This window comes from Microbacterium sp. TWP3-1-2b2 (genome assembly GCF_049896145.1).
Taxonomy (GTDB): Bacteria; Actinomycetota; Actinomycetes; order Actinomycetales; family Microbacteriaceae; genus Microbacterium.
This window is the reverse complement of the sequence record NZ_JAFCTS010000001.1, coordinates 651,127-667,597: the sequence shown is the minus strand read 5'-3', so window position 1 is coordinate 667,597 and position 16,471 is coordinate 651,127. Positions and strand designations below refer to the sequence as shown.

The 16,471-nt window shown below is 66.2% G+C and carries 15 protein-coding genes; 7 read left to right on the top strand and 8 right to left on the bottom strand.

The window, feature by feature from the left end; genetic code table 11:
* The first annotated feature begins 88 nt into the window (after positions 1 to 88).
* The gene (locus ACP7AR_RS03340) at positions 89 to 1,420 is read left to right on the top strand and encodes an acyltransferase family protein (protein WP_426182737.1); all 1,332 of its coding nucleotides are present in this window, start codon (positions 89 to 91) and stop codon (positions 1,418 to 1,420) included.
* On the opposite strand, the gene ACP7AR_RS03335 is transcribed toward ACP7AR_RS03340, so the two are convergent.
* Genes ACP7AR_RS03335 through sufB form a run of 7 tightly spaced genes read right to left on the bottom strand, consistent with a single transcriptional unit; the run spans position 1,342 to position 7,937 of the window.
* A complete protein-coding gene (locus ACP7AR_RS03335; RefSeq protein WP_426182734.1) occupies positions 1,342 to 2,703 on the bottom strand; it encodes an MFS transporter in 1,362 nt (453 codons plus the stop codon). The genes ACP7AR_RS03340 and ACP7AR_RS03335 overlap by 79 nt on opposite strands.
* Positions 2,700 to 3,857, bottom strand: a complete 1,158-nt coding sequence (locus ACP7AR_RS03330; RefSeq protein WP_426182731.1) for a MalY/PatB family protein — start codon at positions 3,855 to 3,857, stop codon at positions 2,700 to 2,702. Before ACP7AR_RS03330 ends, ACP7AR_RS03335 begins: the two co-directional genes overlap by 4 nt.
* A gap of 7 nt (positions 3,858 to 3,864) precedes the next feature.
* Positions 3,865 to 4,194 carry a metal-sulfur cluster assembly factor gene (locus ACP7AR_RS03325; protein WP_426182728.1) on the bottom strand — a complete coding sequence of 110 codons (330 nt, stop codon included), beginning with the start codon at positions 4,192 to 4,194 and terminating at the stop codon, positions 3,865 to 3,867.
* 9 nt (positions 4,195 to 4,203) lie between these two features.
* On the bottom strand, positions 4,204 to 4,974 hold the full coding sequence (gene sufC / locus ACP7AR_RS03320) for a Fe-S cluster assembly ATPase SufC (protein ID WP_426182726.1): 771 nt from the start codon (positions 4,972 to 4,974) through the stop codon (positions 4,204 to 4,206).
* Positions 4,975 to 5,301, bottom strand: coding sequence for a non-heme iron oxygenase ferredoxin subunit (locus ACP7AR_RS03315; protein WP_426182723.1), 327 nt, complete (start codon positions 5,299 to 5,301; stop codon positions 4,975 to 4,977). It abuts the gene before it with no gap.
* Positions 5,298 to 6,518 carry a Fe-S cluster assembly protein SufD gene (sufD, locus tag ACP7AR_RS03310; protein WP_426182721.1) on the bottom strand — a complete coding sequence of 407 codons (1,221 nt, stop codon included), beginning with the start codon at positions 6,516 to 6,518 and terminating at the stop codon, positions 5,298 to 5,300. Before sufD ends, ACP7AR_RS03315 begins: the two co-directional genes overlap by 4 nt.
* Positions 6,519 to 7,937 (bottom strand): Fe-S cluster assembly protein SufB, encoded by a 1,419-nt coding sequence (gene sufB / locus ACP7AR_RS03305; protein WP_426182718.1) that lies wholly within the window; start codon positions 7,935 to 7,937, stop codon positions 6,519 to 6,521. It abuts the gene before it with no gap.
* A gap of 231 nt (positions 7,938 to 8,168) precedes the next feature.
* Here sufB and ACP7AR_RS03300 point away from each other — a divergent pair, with 231 nt between their 5' ends.
* The 3 genes from ACP7AR_RS03300 (at position 8,169) to ACP7AR_RS03290 (ending at position 10,580) form a co-directional block, all read left to right on the top strand.
* On the top strand, positions 8,169 to 9,269 hold the full coding sequence (locus ACP7AR_RS03300) for a COX15/CtaA family protein (RefSeq protein WP_426182715.1): 1,101 nt from the start codon (positions 8,169 to 8,171) through the stop codon (positions 9,267 to 9,269).
* Positions 9,266 to 9,940, top strand: a complete 675-nt coding sequence (locus ACP7AR_RS03295) for an HAD family hydrolase (protein WP_426182712.1) — start codon at positions 9,266 to 9,268, stop codon at positions 9,938 to 9,940. The genes ACP7AR_RS03300 and ACP7AR_RS03295 overlap by 4 nt, the downstream gene beginning before the upstream one ends.
* A gap of 202 nt (positions 9,941 to 10,142) precedes the next feature.
* Positions 10,143 to 10,580, top strand: coding sequence for a hypothetical protein (locus ACP7AR_RS03290; RefSeq protein WP_426182709.1), 438 nt, complete (start codon positions 10,143 to 10,145; stop codon positions 10,578 to 10,580).
* Here ACP7AR_RS03290 and ACP7AR_RS03285 read toward each other — a convergent pair.
* The gene (locus ACP7AR_RS03285; protein WP_426182706.1) at positions 10,526 to 11,431 is read right to left on the bottom strand and encodes a heme o synthase; all 906 of its coding nucleotides are present in this window, start codon (positions 11,429 to 11,431) and stop codon (positions 10,526 to 10,528) included. The genes ACP7AR_RS03290 and ACP7AR_RS03285 overlap by 55 nt on opposite strands.
* Before the next feature lie 210 nt (positions 11,432 to 11,641).
* Here ACP7AR_RS03285 and tkt point away from each other — a divergent pair, with 210 nt between their 5' ends.
* Genes tkt through ACP7AR_RS03270 form a run of 3 tightly spaced genes read left to right on the top strand, consistent with a single transcriptional unit; the run spans position 11,642 to position 16,457 of the window.
* A complete protein-coding gene (tkt, locus tag ACP7AR_RS03280) occupies positions 11,642 to 13,744 on the top strand; it encodes a transketolase (protein ID WP_426182703.1) in 2,103 nt (700 codons plus the stop codon).
* Positions 13,741 to 14,853 (top strand): transaldolase, encoded by a 1,113-nt coding sequence (tal, locus tag ACP7AR_RS03275; protein ID WP_426182700.1) that lies wholly within the window; start codon positions 13,741 to 13,743, stop codon positions 14,851 to 14,853. The genes tkt and tal overlap by 4 nt, the downstream gene beginning before the upstream one ends.
* Positions 14,850 to 16,457, top strand: coding sequence for a glucose-6-phosphate isomerase (locus ACP7AR_RS03270; protein WP_426182697.1), 1,608 nt, complete (start codon positions 14,850 to 14,852; stop codon positions 16,455 to 16,457). The genes tal and ACP7AR_RS03270 overlap by 4 nt, the downstream gene beginning before the upstream one ends.
* Positions 16,458 to 16,471 lie beyond the last annotated feature (14 nt).

Here is a 16,471-nt window from a genome sequence, read left to right as displayed (position 1 = left end):
GCCGTAGGGGCCACGTCGACCCCGTAGGGTGATGCGCCCCGACTCGCCCGCTGAATAACCTCCTCGAACATCCACCGAGGAGGAACTCATGGCCATCGCGGAACTGCGATCCACCGTCACCACCACTGCGGCGCGCGACACCGGCATCGACCTCGTGCGCGCACTGTGCGTGCTCGGCGTCGTCATACTGCACTCGCTGATGGTGGGTGTAACGGTCACTGACGCCGGGCCCCTGTTCGCGAACGCGAGCGACGGTGCCGTATGGATCGCCCCGCTGAGCTGGGTGCTGCAGGTCATGCCGCTGTTCTTCGTGATCGGCGGATTCGCAGGGTACACATCTCTCCGGCGCTCGCAGCAACGCGGAGGCACCGCGAAACAGTTCATCGCGGCGCGGATCCATCGGCTCGTCCTGCCTGCTGTCGTCACGATCGGTGTCGTGGGAGTCGTGTTGACTCTCCTGCTCCTCAACGGTGTTCCCGCCGATCTGGTGGCCATCGCCGGCTACCGTTACGGCCAACCGCTCTGGTTCCTCGGCGTCTTCCTGCTCTGCCAGGTGCTGCTGCCGCTGTTCGCTGCCGCTCACCGACGCGCACCGTGGATCACGATCGTCCTGATGGTCGCCGCAGCCGTGGCCGTGGATGCCGCGCGCAGCGCCACCGGAATCGACGGCATCGGATTCGTGAACCTCGCTTTCGTGTGGCTCGCTCTGCAGCAGTTGGGGTTCTTCTTCGCCGACGGGCGGATCGACTCTCTCACCCGTCGCACCCGGATCGTGATCGGCTTCGCGGCGGTCGCCGCCCTGGTGGCGACGTTCCTCACCGGCATCTACTCCCCCGATCTGATCGCCAACATCAACCCGCCCACTGCGTCACTGCTACTGGTGGGGCTCGCGCACACGATGCTGCTCTCGCTCGTACGCGACCGGCTGGCGGTGTGGAGCACGCGCCCTCTGCCCACCCGGTTCCGCAGCTTCGTCACCCCTCGTGCGATGACGATCTATCTGTGGCACATGCCGGTGCTGCTCGCGATGGCGGGAGTCTCTGCGATCTTCGCGATGATGACAGGCATCGCCTTGCCGGAGCCGAGCAGCATCGAATGGTGGACGACCAGGCCGCTGTGGCTTGCGACCGTCATCGCGTTGACAGCCCTCATCGCCTTCGCCCTCGCCGGGATCGAGGCACGGCGCATTCCGGAACCCACACGTTCCAGTGGGCGTCTCTTCACAGCGAGCGCGATCGGCACCGTCGCGATCGTCGGACTGCTGGTCGTCGGCACGACGCCGATCACCGCCATGGTCGCGGTGGTTCTGCTGATCGCGTCCCTACGACTGGCGCGGCCTCGTCACTCCGCTTCGGCGGCATGGCCGAGCCGCAAGCCGGGGACGGCCGCGACGAGCACCAGAACGATGCAGAACGCGTAGACGATCGGAAATGCGTGCACGCCCCCGCCGAGGGTCGCCACACCGAGTCCGGCCAGCGCGACGGCCACGGCCGATCCGGTCGCGTCCGAGATCGAGAGGGCCGAGGAGTTGAACCCTTCGTTCCCCCTCTCCGAATACGCCAGCATCAGCACGTTGAGACGCGGGTAGATGAGGCCCATGCCGCCTCCCGCAAGGCCCCACCCGACCACGATGACGATCGGCGATGCATCCGCGATCGCCGTCACCAGCACCGCGATGAGCGCCACGAGGATCAACGAGATGCCGATCACCGAGATACGGTGGTTCCCCAGCGCCTCGCCGTATCTTCCCTGCAGCGCTGATCCGCCTGCCCATGCGAGAGCGGCCAACATCAGAGCGACCCCAGCCCACGTCGGCGAGAAGCCGAACTGCTCCATGAGCAGATACGGGATGTACGCTTCGGCGGCGAAGAACGCACCGGCGATGAGACCCCGCGCGAGCACCACACTCGGCAGTCCACGTGCAGAGCGAAGCGTGCCTTTGGGCAGCAGCCTCAGCACGGCGAACCCGATGATGAGCACCGCCACGACGGCCATCGGCCAACCCGCACTCGGAGGAAGATCCGCAGCGAGACCCACGCTCACTGCCGCGACGGCGACGATGACGGCAAGCAGCATCCGTAGCCAGACACGACGGACGCTCGAGGCGTTCCCGCCGCCCAGGTCGACACCGTGCAGACGCACGGCGATCATGACGAAGGCGATCAAGGTCAGGACCGCGACGCCGAGGAAGGCCCAGCGCCAGTCCAGGAATTCGGCGACGGCGCCCGCGAGGAACGGTCCGATCATCGAAGGGACCACCCAGGCAGCAGCGAAAGCCGCGAAGATGCGTCCGTGCAGATGCGCGGGATACAGGCGTGCGACGACCACGTACAGAGCGACGGTCTGACCGCCGGCGCCGAGTCCCTGCACGAGTCGCCCGATCAGGAACTGCTCCATCGTGAACGCGAACCCTGAGATGACGAGTCCGGCGACGAAGAGCGTCACGGCGGTGTAGAGAGCACCTCGCGGACCGCGGGCATCAGATGCGGCACCACTCGCGACCATCCCGATCACGCTGGTGGCCAGTGTTCCCGCGAAGGCCACGGCGAAGAGCGCCTGCCCGTCGAGTGCCTCGCTGACCACCGGCATCACCGTCGTCACTGCCAGCGCCTCGATCGCGCCGAGGAAGATCAGCGCAGTGGCGCCTACCGTCACCCAGACGCGCTCCCGATCCCATATCGAGACCGGATGGACGTCGGTCATGAGTCACGGAGCGCGGCGATGCGCGCGACGGCCTCAGTCAGGATCTCAGGGCTCGTGCCGAAGTTGAGACGCACGTGACCGGCGCCTTCCGCACCGAAAGCCGGCCCGTAGTGCAGTGCGACCTTGGCTTCACGCAGAATCCGTCTCGCGGGGTTGTCGCCCCAGCCGAGGTCGGTCAGGTCGACCCACGCGAGATATCCGGCATCCGGAATCCGGTAGCGAGCGCCGGGCAGGTGCTCAGCCAGCAGAGCGGCCAACAACTGCCGGTTCTCGTCGAGCGTCGCGAGCAGCCCATCGAGCCAGTCGTCGCTCTGCTCGCTGAACGCGGCCGTCGCCGCGATGAGCCCGAACTGCCCGGTGCGCCACTCGACCTCGACCGGAAGAGCGCGCACCACCCCGGTCGGGCCGTCTGAAGCCGTGACCATCAGCGCGCACTTGAGCCCGGCCAGGTTGAACGCCTTGCTCGCGCTGATGACGGCGTAGCCGACCTCACGCGCGGCATCGGAGACCGCGAGGAACGGAGTGAACGCGGACTCCGGCTGCGCCAGCGGCGCGTGGATCTCGTCGGAGATCACTGTCGCGCCATGGGCGGCAGCGAGAGCGGCGAGGGCGGCGAGTGACTCTGACGTGTGCACGGTTCCGGTGGGATTGTGCGGGCTGCACAGAAGCACCGCACGCGCGCCGGTCTCGAGCGCTGCGCGGATGCCGTCGAGATCGATCTCCCAGGCCGCACCGGTGTCGCGGAGCGGTACACGCTCGACGATCGCACCGGCCTCTTCCACCAGGTCGTAGAACGGCGGGTAGACCGGCGGCATCACGATCACACGGTCGCCGGGTGCGGTGACACGACGGAGGATCTCGACGATGCCCATGCTGACATCGGCGGTGGAGCGCATGCGCACCGGGTCCGGCGTCCAGCCGAACCGGCGCCGTGCGAACTCCGAGTATGCGGCAGGGAGCGGTGTGCGCGACGCCACATACCCTGTGTCCCCCGCTGCCACCGCCCGCTCAAGCGCCCGGGTGATCGCTGGCGCGAGCGGGAAGTCCGTCTCGGCGACGAACAACGGCAGCACATCGGCGGGATATTCTCGCCACTTCTCGCTGGTGCGCTCGCGCAACTGCTCGAGCGTGAGTGCGCGAACCGGCGTGCTCACGACGATGTCAGATGGCGAAGCCGAGCGCGCGCATCATGTCGCGCCCGTCGTCAGTGATCTTCTCCGGGCCCCACGGCGGCATCCACACCCAGTTGATGCGGAACCGGTCGACGACCGAATCCAGTGCCTGAGCCGTCTGCTCCTCGAGCACATCGGTGAGCGGGCAGCCGGCACTGGTGAGCGTCATATGGATGACAAGAGCGTCGTTCTCGTCATCCCAGGCGAGATCGTAGATGAGTCCGAGGTCGACGACGTTGATCCCGAGCTCGGGATCCATGACGTCCTTGAGAGCCTCGGTGACCTCGTCGAACTTCTCAGGAGCAAGAGTCGCGGTCATGCGATCAGCCTACGCCTCTATGGGGGCTGCGGGGTCGAGGAAACGGTCGTATCCCTCGTCCTCGAGCCGGTCGGCGAGCTCAGGGCCGCCCTCTTCCACGATCTTCCCGGCGACGATGACGTGCACGAAGTCGGGACGGATGTATCGGAGGATGCGGGTGTAGTGCGTGATCAGCAGCACGCCGAGTCCGGTGTTCTCCTTGGCGCGGTTGACGCCTTCGGAGACGATCTTCAGCGCATCGACGTCCAGACCGGAGTCGGTCTCGTCGAGGATCGCGAACTTCGGCTTGAGCACCTCGAGCTGGAGGATCTCGTGGCGCTTCTTCTCCCCACCGGAGAAGCCCTCGTTGACGTTGCGCTGCGCGAACTTCGGGTCCATGCGCAGGTTCGTCATCGCGCCCTTGACGTCCTTGGTCCACGAGCGGATCGACGGCGCTTCACCGTCGAGCGCGGTCTTCGCGGTGCGCAGGAAGTTCGTCACCGTGACCCCGGGGATCTCCACCGGGTACTGCATGGCGAGGAACAGACCGGCGCGTGCGCGCTCGTCGACGGTCATCGTGAGGACGTCTGCCCCGTCGAACGTGATCGAACCGCTGGTGACGGTGTACTTGGGGTGACCGGCGATCGTGTACGCCAGGGTGGACTTGCCTGAGCCGTTCGGGCCCATGATGGCGTGCGTCTCACCCGTGTTCATCGTCAGGGTGATGCCGTTGAGGATCGGGGTCGTCCCGGCCTCGGTGTCGACCGTGACGTGCAGGTCGCGGATCTCGAGAACAGACATTCAGACTTCCTTAGTTACAGTCGGATCGATGAGCACGTCGTCGCCGTCGATCTCGACGACGTAGACCGGCACGGGCTCATATGCGGGGAGATTCTGGGGGATGCCGGTGCGCAGCGAGAATGCGGAGCCATGAGCCCAGCATTCCAACGTGTCGCCCTCGACGAAACCTTCGGAGAGAGAGATCTCGCCGTGGGTGCAGGTGTCGCCGATGGCGTGCACCTCACCGGCCGAATCGAGCACCACGGCCATCGGCACGCCGTCGAGCTCCACCCGCAGCGGGGTGTCCTGCTCGAGCTCGCTCAGGCCGCACGCGCGATGGGCGCTCATGCGCTCACCGCCGCGAGTTCGACCTCGATGGCAGCGAGCAGTTCCTCTTCGAGGGCGGGGATGCCGAGCCGCTGGACGACGTCGGTGAGGAAGCCGAGCACGACCAACCGGCGCGCCTCTTCCTCCGTGATGCCACGAGCCTGAAGGTAGAAAAGCTGCTCGTCGTCGAAACGGCCCGTCGCGCTGGCATGGCCGGCGCCGAGGATGTCACCGGTCTCGATCTCCAGGTTCGGGATCGAGTCTGCGCGGGCACCTTCGGTGAGCACCAGGTTGCGGTTCGCCTCGTACGAGTCGGTGCCGGTGGCCTCGGCGCCGATCAGCACGTCGCCGATCCAGACGCTGTGCGCGCTCTCGCCCTGCAGCGCGCCCTTGTAGAGCACGTCGCCCTTCGTGTGCGCGCCCTTGTGGTGCAGGTAGACCTGGCTCTCCAGGTGCTGGCCGGCGTCGGCGTACGAGAGTCCGTAGAGATAGCCCTCTGAGCCGTTGCCCGAGAGTTCGACATTCGGATTCACCCGGACGAGTCCACCGCCGAAGCTGATGACGAAGTGCTTGAGCACGGCGTCGTTGTCGACACGGGCCTGGTGCGACGAGGCGTGCACGGCGTCGTCTTCCCATCGCTGCACGGACACGACCGTCAACCGCGATCCTGCACGAGCGATGATCTCGACGTTCTGCGCGTACTGGGCCGAACCTCGGTGGCGGAGGATCACCGTGGCCGAGCTGTGCTCCAGCGCCTCGATCACGATGTGAGCATCGGCGCGCGCGTCTGCGCCCCTGCCGGTGATCGTGACGAGGATCGGCTCTGCGACCTCTTCATCACGTGGGATGCGCACGTGGAGGGCCTCGGTGGAGCCTTGCCAGGCGACGGCCGAGACGACGTCCTCCGGCTCGAAGTGCTCTCCCCGCGGCGCGGTGCCGACAGCGAGCGGCTTCGCGATGTACTGCTCACCGCTCGTGATCTCGTGGTCGACGCCGTCATTCGTCGCGGCGACTGCGAACAGGCCTGCCAGGCGGTCGACCGGAGTGTGCTTCCAGTTCACCTCTCGCCCGTTCGGTGTGCCGAAGTCGCTCGGCTCGAATGAGCGCGGGCGTGCCGAGCGGGTCTGCACGGGAACGAATCCCGCGGCAGCCACCTGCGCGGCCGGGTCGATGTGGGCGCCCGCCTGGGGCGCGTTCGTGTGCTGCGCCTCGCTGGGCGCTGTCGTCGAGGCCGCCATTTAGCCGACCGATCCTTCCATGCCCATCTCGATGAGCTTGTTCAGTTCCATGGCGTATTCCATCGGCAGCTCGCGTGCGATCGGCTCGATGAAGCCGCGCACGATCATCGCCATCGCCTCGTCCTCCGGCATCCCGCGGGACTGCAGGTAGAACAGCTGCTCTTCGCTGACCTTCGAGACCGTGGCCTCGTGGCCGAGCTGCACGTCGTCGACACGTATGTCGATCGCCGGATACGTGTCCGAGCGCGACTTGGTGTCTACCAGCAGCGCGTCGCAGCGCACCGTGTTCGCGGAGTGGTGCGCGTTGGCGTCGACTCGGACCTCGCCGCGGTACCCGGCACGACCACCGCCGCGGGCGATCGACTTGGAAACGATCGACGACTGCGTGTACGGCGCCATGTGGATCATCTTCGCGCCGGCGTCCTGGTGCTGGCCGGGTCCGGCGAATGCGACCGAGAGCGTCTCGCCCTTGGCGTGCTCGCCCATCAGGTAGATCGACGGGTACTTCATCGTCACCTTGGAGCCGATGTTGCCGTCGACCCACTCCATGGTTGCGCCCTCATGAGCCACCGCACGCTTGGTGACGAGGTTGTAGACGTTGTTCGACCAGTTCTGGATCGTCGTGTAGCGAACGCGAGCGTTCTTCTTCACGATGATCTCGACGACGGCCGAGTGCAGCGAGTCCGACTTGTAGATCGGAGCAGTGCAGCCCTCGATGTAGTGGATGTAGCTGTCCTCGTCGGCGATGATCAGCGTCCGCTCGAACTGGCCCATGTTCTCCGTGTTGATACGGAAGTACGCCTGCAGCGGGATCTCGACGTGCACGCCCTTGGGGACGTAGACGAAGGATCCGCCAGACCAGACGGCCGTGTTGAGGGCGGCGAACTTGTTGTCGCCGGCGGGGATGACCGTTCCGAAATACTCTTCGAAGAACTCCGGGTGCTCGCGAAGTGCGGTGTCGGTGTCCATGAAGATGACGCCCTGTGCTTCCAGATCCTCACGGATCTGGTGGTACACCACCTCGGACTCGTACTGCGCGGCCACGCCTGCCACGAGGCGCTGACGCTCGGCCTCCGGAATGCCGAGGCGCTCATATGTCTCGCGGATCTCGACGGGAAGGTCTTCCCACGACTGCGCCTGCTTCTCAGTGGAGCGCACGAAGTACTTGATGTTGTCGAAGTCGATGTCACTGAGGTCTGCACCCCAGGTCGGCATCGGCTTGCGCCCGAACAGGGACAGACCCTTCATGCGGGTCTTCAGCATCCATTCGGGTTCGTTCTTGAGCGCAGAGATGCCGCGCACCACGTCCTCGGAGAGGCCGCGTTTGGCGATGGCGCCTGCGGCGTCCTCATCGTGCCAGCCGAACTCGTACACCCCCAGACCATCGAGTTCTGGGCGGTCGATCAACACATCCGACATCACACTCTCCTTGTCAGGCCTCAACGGTGTCATCCGCCCCGACACCACATTGCCCGTTCGAGTTGACGGGTGTTGGTGCCGCTGGTGGGCCTCATCACGGACGCATTCTTCGCGCCTAAGCTGTTGGTGATGCACCTCGCGCTTTCCGCGGGCATCGCAACAATCCGATTCTACAGGTTCCCCCTGGTAAACGGGCCGCGCCCGTACGCTGGGGCGCGGGCCGGAGGACACATGCCCGACACTGCAGCGCCCGCCGTCACTTCGCCATACGAGGGTCACGGGCCCCGCCGTCCCTCCACGTTCGGGCGTCCGCTTCGCGTGCTGGCATGGTTGTCGTTCATCGCCGAGGTGATCATCATCGGAACCGGCGGCGCCGTGCGCCTCACCGGCTCCGGGCTCGGATGCTCGGAATGGCCGCTGTGCACCCCCGAGTCGCTCGTGCCGACGCCGGAGCAGGGCATTCACGGCATCATCGAATTCGGCAATCGGACGATGACGGGCGTGGTCGGCATAATCGCCATCGCCGTGCTGCTGCTCACGCTGAAGGCGGTCGGCGGGCGACGATCCCTCAATGCCGCGCTGTGGTTCGCACTCGCTGGCATCGGCGCGGGCGTCGCCTGCTACGGCATCGCGTGGTTGGCCGGGGTTCCCGCGTTTCCGTTCTTCTCGCTCGGGCTGCTGCTGGCCACCGTGATCGGTGCTGCGCATTCGATGCGGATCACCACGCATCGACGTGATCTGACGCTGCTCGCGTGGATCGTGCTCATCGGAGTGGTCGCGCAGGCGTTCGTCGGTGGCATCACCGTGCTCACCGGATTGAACCCCTACATCGTGGGCTTCCATTACGCATCGTCACTGGTGCTGGTGTGCGTCACCGCTGCGTACCTGGTTCGGATGTACGAGCCCGACGCTCCGCGGGAGCGCGTGGTCCCACGATGGTTCGCGATGCTCTCCCACGTCACCGGACTCGCCTTGGCCGTGACCATCTTCTTCGGCGTGCTCACCACCGGATCGGGACCGCACTCCGGAGACGCGAACGTCGTTCGCGACGGTTTCGACGCCACGATCCTCGCGCACGTGCACTCGTGGCCGGGGTACGTGCTCGCCGCGCTGGTCGCCGCGCTGACGGTCATCGCGTGGGTGCAGCGTCTCGCTCCTCGTCGTTGGCTCCTGGTGCTGGTGCTCGTGATCCTGGTGCAGGTGGGCGTCGGCATCTGGCAGGCCAGGGAAGGACTGCCTGAACTGTTGGTCGGCATCCACATGGTGCTCGCCTCGCTCTCGGCCGCCGCATACACGGTGGTGGTACTGAATCTGAAGCGTCCTGTCGCATGACTGCGGTGAGGACGCCGTGCGCGGTCGTCTTCGACCTCGACGAGACATTGCTCGATCAGTCGTCAGCGGCCGATGCTGCGGTCATCGACTGGGCGTCCGAACTCGGAATCGCGGATGCCGACGTCGCACGCACATGGTCTCGGATATCCAGCAGGCACTTCGCCCGTTATCAGGCCAGGGAGATCTCCTTCGAAGATCAGCGGCGAGAGCGCGTACGAGAGCTCCTGGGTCGCAGCCTGGCCGATGACGAGGCATCCAGGACGTTTCGCGGGTACCTCGATCGCTACGAATCCGGATGGAAGATCTTCCCCGATGCGGTTCCCGCGATGCGGAGGGCGAGGGCTGCCGGTCGTCCGGTGGTCATCCTCACCAACGGCGATCGTACTCAGCAGCTCAGAAAACTCGACAGGTTCGAGCTGAGCGGCGAGATCGACGCTCTCGTCTGCTCGTCGGATATCCCTTTCGGAAAGCCGCACGCCACGGCGTTCATCGCGGCGACGCGCGAGCTGGGATACTCGGAGGTCGATTCCCTCATGATCGGGGACTCGCTCTCCACCGACTATCAGGGGGCGATCGACTTCGGTATGCGCGCCGTGCTCGTCGATCGCGCCGGCGCTCATCGGAATCGTGCGATCCCCTCGGTCTCGAGTCTCGACGACCTCGCGTTCTGAGGGGGCCCCTCGGCGCCTGCGGCGGATTCGCACGACGACACGGATCGCGCAGAAACGCGGAGAATCTCTACGAAGTCCGTGTCGTTCTGAGAGATCAGTGTCGCGCCATGACGCGCGGCACCGGCGATCGGACCGGGTCTGCACAGGTCGCGCATAAGCCCTGCACAGCGCGCGCATCATCGCGTCCGTGAGGCTCGTGGACATGAAGAAATCACTCACACGCAGCATCTCGTACTGGCTCCTGCTCGTCCTGTCCCTCGCATCCGCCGCAGTGGGTGGCTGGATCATCTCGGACAACACCGCCGTCATGACCGCTCGCCTGCTCGATGGAACGGCGACAGGTGTCGAGGTGTACGTGGGCCAGCCGTGGATCGTCGTGGGGGCAGTCCTCCTCGGCGCAGGCGTGATCGGCGTCCTTCTCACGCTCGCACTCGCCGCGGCCAAGTCGCTCATTCCCGTCGCCGCCCCCGCGGTCGCGGAGCCGATCGACTGGTCGAAGGACACGGAAGACGCCGCCGAGACTCAGACGACCTCAGTGAGCGACGCAACCGAGCCGGCCGCCGATGAGGCAGTCGAAGAAGAAGATCAGAACGGCAGCAGCGGGTCGACCGCCACGGCCACGAATATCAGCGTCAGGTAGGTGATGGAGGCGTGGAACACCCGCATCGGACGCGGGTTCGTTCCACGCACCGCCTGCGAATACAGTCGGTGCGACTCGTAGACGAACCAGCCGCCGAACACCACGGCTGACACGGAGTACACGAGACCCATGCCGGCGACCGGAATCAGCAGCAGCGAGCATGCGAGGGTCGCCCACGCATAGAGAATGACCTGAAGGCCGACCTGGGATGCATTGCGGGTGACGCCCAGCATCGGAACGTCCGCACCCTCGTAGTCATCGCGATACTTCATCGACAGCGGCCAGTAGTGGGCAGGCGTCCACAGGAACACCAATGCGAACAGAACGATGGCCGGCCAGGCGACGTCGCCGGTGACTGCCGACCAGCCGATCACGACGGGGAAGCAGCCGGCGATTCCACCCCAGATGATGTTCTGCTCGGTGCGGCGCTTGAGGATCATCGTGTAGATCACGACGTAGAAGAAGATCGCAGCGACCGACAGGGTCGCGGTCAGCCAGTTCGTGGTCGCCAGCAGCCAGACGGTGGATGCCACGGCGAGAGTCCAGGAGAAGATCAGTGCGGCTCGTGGCGAGATCTCACCGGTGACGAGCGGTCGCTTCTCGGTGCGATGCATGTGCGCATCCATGTCCCTGTCGAGGTACATGTTGAACGACGCTGCAGATCCGGCACTCATCGAGCCGCCGATCACGGTCGCGAGAACGAGCCAGAGGTTCGGCATCCCGCCTTCGGCGAGGAACATGACCGGCACAGTGGAGACGAGCAGAAGCTCGAGCACTCGGGGCTTGGTGAGTGAGACGTACGCCTTGATCGTCTGGCCGATCGGCCGTTTCACCGCCGTCGCCTCGGACATAGTCGAGATATCGATCGCCTCCCAGCGCACACTCCGCCAACCCTCTCATTCTAGGCCAAGCGGAGAGAGTGACTCACGACGTAAGACTCGTGTCACCGTCGGTCATGCCCCGCTATGCTGAAACCACTCGCGCGCCCGGCGCTGTGCTCCTGACCGTGACGATGCGGAGGCGCAGGGAATTCGGGCGCCCTCGTAACCGTTGGAAAGGGCATGACCTTGTCGGAATTGCAGTGGGAAGAGATTGACCGGCGCGCGGTGGACACCGCACGGATTCTGGCGGCTGATGCCGTCGAGAAGGTCGGCAACGGTCACCCGGGCACGGCGATGAGCCTCGCGCCTCTCGCCTACCTCCTCTACCAGCGCGTTCTGCGCCACGACCCGGCCGACACCGACTGGCTCGGCCGCGACCGCTTCATCCTCTCCGCAGGCCACTCCTCCCTGACGCAGTACGTCCAGCTCTACCTTGGCGGTTTCGGACTCGAGCTCGACGACCTCAAGTCGCTGCGCACGTGGGGTTCGAAGACGCCGGGTCACCCGGAGTACGGCCACACCAAGGGCGTGGAGATCACGACAGGTCCGCTCGGCCAGGGCCTCGCCTCCGCCGTCGGCTTCGCCTATGCATCGCGCTACGAGCGCGGACTGTTCGATCCGGACGCCTCTGAGGGCACGAGCCCGTTCGATCACTTCGTGTACGTGATCGCCGGTGACGGTGACCTGCAGGAGGGCATCACCAGCGAGGCGGGTTCGCTCGCCGGTCACCAGCAGCTGGGCAACCTCATCGCGTTCTACGACTCCAACCAGATCTCGATCGAAGACGACACGAACGTCGCCTTCACCGAGGACGTCGCCGCGCGTTACGAGGCGTACGGCTGGCACGTGCAGACGATCGACTGGAAGAAGACCGGCGAGTACGTCGAAGACGTCGCTGAGCTCTTCGCGGCGGTCGAGGCCGCGAAGGCTGAGACCGACAAGCCGTCGCTCATCGTCCTGAAGACGATCATCGGCTGGCCCTCGCCCGGCAAGCAGAACAGTGGCAAGATCCACGGTTCGGCGCTCGGCGCCGACGAACTGGCCGCGACGAAGAAGGTGCTGGACTTCGATCCGGAGCAGTCGTTCGTCGTCGCCGACGACGTGATCGCGCATACCCGCGCTCTCGCTGACCGTGCTGCCGAGGAGCGCGCCGCGTGGCAGGAGTCCTTCGACGCATGGGCCGCCGCGAACCCTGAGCGCAAGGCGCTGCTCGACCGGCTCGAGGCGAAGAATCTGCCCGCCGGCATCGAGGCCGCGCTTCCCGCCTTCGAAGCGGGTAAAGAAGTCTCCACCCGCGCTGCATCCGGTCAGGTCATCAACGCTCTCGCAGCCGAGCTGCCGGAACTGTGGGGCGGGTCAGCCGACCTCGCAGAGTCGAACCTCACCACCATCAAGGGCGCGAAGTCGTTCATCCCGGCCGAGTGGTCGACCGACGAGTGGTCCGGCTCACCGTACGGACGGGTGCTGCACTTCGGCATCCGCGAGCACGCCATGGGTGCGATCATCAACGGCATCGTGCTGCACGGTCCGACACGTGCCTTCGGCGGAACGTTCCTGATCTTCAGCGACTACATGCGTCCGTCGGTCCGTCTCGCCGCGCTGATGAACATCCCCAGCATCTTCGTCTGGACGCACGACTCCGTCGCGCTGGGCGAGGACGGCCCGACCCACCAACCGATCGAGCAGCTCGCGACGCTGCGCGCCATTCCGAACTTCACGGTGGTGCGCCCGGCTGACGCGAACGAGACCTCCGTCGTCTGGCTCGAGCTTCTCCGCCGCCACGCAGGACCGGCAGGTATCGCACTGACTCGCCAGAACATCCCCGTGTTCGCACGCGGAGACGGCGCAGCATCCGGCGACACCTTCGCCTCCGCCGCCGACGCGACCAAGGGCGCATACGTGCTCGCCGAAGCGCCGAACGGCACACCGGATGTCATCCTCATCGCGACGGGTTCGGAAGTGCAGCTCGCTGTCGCCGCCCGCGAGACGCTGGCTGCGGAAGGTGTCAACGCCCGCGTCGTCTCCGCTCCGTCGCTGGAGTGGTTCGACGAGCAGGATGCCGAGTACCGTGAATCGGTTCTGCCGGCGGCTGTCACCGCTCGGGTCTCCGTCGAGGCGGGCTCCGCGCTCACCTGGCGCGGCATCGTCGGTGACAAGGGTCGCTCGGTGGCCATCGATCACTTCGGCGCATCCGCCGACTACAAGACCCTGTTCCAGGAGTTCGGCATCACCGCCGAGGCCGTCGTCGAGGCGGCACGCGCAACTGTCAAGGAGAACGCATGAGCACCCCCACCGCAGACCTCGCAGCCGCAGGCGTCAGCATCTGGCTGGATGACCTCTCCCGCACTCGCATCAACTCCGGCAACCTCGCTGAGCTGATCGAGTCGCGCAACGTCGTGGGCGTCACCACGAACCCGACGATCTTCGCGAACGCGATCACCGACAAGAACGACACCTCGTACGACGCTCAGGTCACCGAGCTCGCAGCTTCCGGTGCCACCGCTGAGGAGGCCGTCTTCGCGGCCACCACACAGGACGTCGCCGCTGCACTCGACGTGTTCCGCAGCGTATGGGACACGTCGGGCCATGTCGACGGCCGCGTGTCGATCGAGGTCTCCCCCGACCTCGCACACGACACCGAAGGCACCGTCGCGCAGGCGAAGGAGCTGTGGGCGAAGGTCGATCGCCCCAACCTGCTCGTGAAGATCCCGGCGACCAAGGCCGGACTTCCGGCGATCGCGCAGGCGATCGGAGCGGGCATCAGCGTCAACGTCACACTGATCTTCAGCCTCGAGCGCTACGCCGAGGTCATCGACGCGTACCTCACGGGCCTCGAGACGGCCAAGGCCGCCGGCATCGACCTGTCGACGATCGAGTCGGTCGCATCCTTCTTCGTCTCTCGCGTCGACACCGAGACGGACAAGCGCCTGGTCGCCATCGGAACCGACGAGGCACTCGCGCTCAAGAGCAAGGCCGGTCTCGCCAACGCGCGTCTCGCCTACGAACTGTTCGAGCAGACCTTCGCAGGCGACCGTGCGAAGGCGCTTCTGGATGCCGGCGCCAACCTGCAGCGTCCGCTCTGGGCCTCGACGGGCGTCAAGGACCCGGCCCTCCCCGACACGTTGTACGTCACGGAGCTCGTCGCGAAGGGCGTCGTCAACACGATGCCCGAGAAGACGCTGGAGGCGACGTTCGACCACGGCGTCATCACGGGCGACACGATCACCGGTGGCTACGAGGAGGCCCGCGAGGTCTTCGCCGGCCTCGCGAAGGTCGGCGTCGACTTCGACGACGTCACCCAGGTGCTCGAAGATGAGGGCGTCGCGAAGTTCATCGACTCCTGGCACGACCTGCTGACGCAGGTGGCCGAGGGGCTCGAGGCGCAGCGATGACCTTCTCGATCCACGCCACGGGCGCCGCGAAGACGGCGATCGACGAGGTCGTCCCCCAGTTGGTCGGCGATCTCATCGCCTCCCGCATCACCGGATTCGACTCGTCCCTCTGGGGAGCGGCCGCTGAGGAAGAGGCAGCCAAGCGCCTCGGGTGGATCGAGGCCGTATCGGTGTCGCGTCCTCTGGTTCCGCAGATCGTCGCGCTCCGCGATGAGCTGCACGCCAAGGGGGTGAGCCGTGTGGTCCTCGCCGGAATGGGCGGATCATCGCTCGCACCTGAGGTCATAACGCAGACCGCCGGTGTGGCACTCACCATCCTCGATTCGACGGCCCCCGGCCAGGTGCTGGCCGCGTTGGATGTGGATCTCGAGCAGACAGTGCTTGTCGTCTCGTCGAAGTCGGGCTCCACCGTCGAGACCGACTCTCAGCGTCGTACCTTCGAGGCCGCGTTCCGCGACATCGGCATCGACCCTGTGGACCGGATCGTGGTCGTCACCGACCCCGGCTCGCCGCTGGACGCATCCGCCCGCGAGGCGGGCTACCGTGTGTTCAACGCCGACCCGAACGTCGGCGGGCGCTACTCCGCACTCACCGCCTTCGGTCTGGTGCCGTCCGGGCTTGCCGGAGCCGACATCTCCGAGCTGCTCGACGAGGCCGAGGCGACGCTGCTGCAGGTCGCCGTCGATGCGGCCGACAACCCGGCACTGCGCCTCGGCGCTGCCATCGCCGGCACGAGACCGCGACGCGACAAGCTGGGCCTGATCACCGACGGCACGCACATCAACGGACTGCCGGACTGGATCGAGCAGCTCATCGCCGAATCCACCGGCAAGGACGGCACCGGCATCCTGCCTGTCGTCCTGCTTCCGGTCTCGCCCGAGCTGGACGACGTCCCCGCTGACCTGCAGATCGTGCGACTGGTCGACGACGCGAACGAGTTCCACCTGCACGAGCGCCACCAGGGCGAAGTCCTCGTGAGCGGGTCGCTCGGCGCGAACCTGATCGTGTGGGAGTACGCCACAGCGATCGCCGGCTATCTGCTCGGCATCGATCCGTTCAACCAGCCCGACGTCGAATCGGCGAAGGTCGCGACCCGTGGACTTCTGGACGCTCGTCCTGAGCCGACCGCGCCGGCGTTCGTGGAAAGCGGTATCGAGGTCCGCGTGTCCGATCCGGCACTTGCCGCGTCGGGGAACATCGAGGCCGTGCTGGACGCGCTGTGGGCGCAGCTGCCCGAAGACGGTTATGTCTCGATCCAGGCGTATGTCAACCGCCTCGAGCTGCCGCAGTTGCAGGGCCTGCGCGAGCTGGTCGCCGCTGATTCCGGTCGCCCGACCACGTTCGGCTGGGGCCCACGCTTCCTGCACTCGACCGGTCAGTACCACAAGGGCGGTCCAGCTCAAGGCGTGTTCCTGCAGATCCTGGAACGCACAGACGTCGATCTGGAGATCCCCGAGCGTCCCTTCACCTTCGGACAGCTCATCCAGGCGCAGGCTGCCGGCGACGCCGGTGTGCTCGCCGAACACGGTCGCCCCGTCGTCTCCCTGACGATCACAGAAGACTCGGCCGACGTACTCGCCCTGTTCGAAGCCGCCCAGAAGTAGCCCGTAGGAGAATC

Excerpts from the sequence above, each read along its gene's own strand:
- sufD (WP_426182721.1), bottom strand. The coding sequence starts at position 6,518 with ATGGCGGCCTCGACGACAGCGCCCAGCGAGGCGCAGCACACGAACGCG.
- sufC (WP_426182726.1), bottom strand. The coding sequence starts at position 4,974 with ATGTCTGTTCTCGAGATCCGCGACCTGCACGTCACGGTCGACACCGAG.
- ACP7AR_RS03295 (WP_426182712.1), top strand. The coding sequence starts at position 9,266 with ATGACTGCGGTGAGGACGCCGTGCGCGGTCGTCTTCGACCTCGACGAG.
- ACP7AR_RS03315 (WP_426182723.1), bottom strand. The coding sequence starts at position 5,301 with ATGAGCGCCCATCGCGCGTGCGGCCTGAGCGAGCTCGAGCAGGACACC.
- ACP7AR_RS03325 (WP_426182728.1), bottom strand. The coding sequence starts at position 4,194 with ATGACCGCGACTCTTGCTCCTGAGAAGTTCGACGAGGTCACCGAGGCT.
- tal (WP_426182700.1), top strand. The coding sequence starts at position 13,741 with ATGAGCACCCCCACCGCAGACCTCGCAGCCGCAGGCGTCAGCATCTGG.
- ACP7AR_RS03290 (WP_426182709.1), top strand. The coding sequence starts at position 10,143 with ATGAAGAAATCACTCACACGCAGCATCTCGTACTGGCTCCTGCTCGTC.
- tkt (WP_426182703.1), top strand. The coding sequence starts at position 11,642 with ATGACCTTGTCGGAATTGCAGTGGGAAGAGATTGACCGGCGCGCGGTG.
- ACP7AR_RS03285 (WP_426182706.1), bottom strand. The coding sequence starts at position 11,431 with ATGTCCGAGGCGACGGCGGTGAAACGGCCGATCGGCCAGACGATCAAG.
- sufB (WP_426182718.1), bottom strand. The coding sequence starts at position 7,937 with ATGTCGGATGTGTTGATCGACCGCCCAGAACTCGATGGTCTGGGGGTG.
- ACP7AR_RS03270 (WP_426182697.1), top strand. The coding sequence starts at position 14,850 with ATGACCTTCTCGATCCACGCCACGGGCGCCGCGAAGACGGCGATCGAC.
- ACP7AR_RS03335 (WP_426182734.1), bottom strand. The coding sequence starts at position 2,703 with ATGACCGACGTCCATCCGGTCTCGATATGGGATCGGGAGCGCGTCTGG.
- ACP7AR_RS03340 (WP_426182737.1), top strand. The coding sequence starts at position 89 with ATGGCCATCGCGGAACTGCGATCCACCGTCACCACCACTGCGGCGCGC.
- ACP7AR_RS03300 (WP_426182715.1), top strand. The coding sequence starts at position 8,169 with ATGCCCGACACTGCAGCGCCCGCCGTCACTTCGCCATACGAGGGTCAC.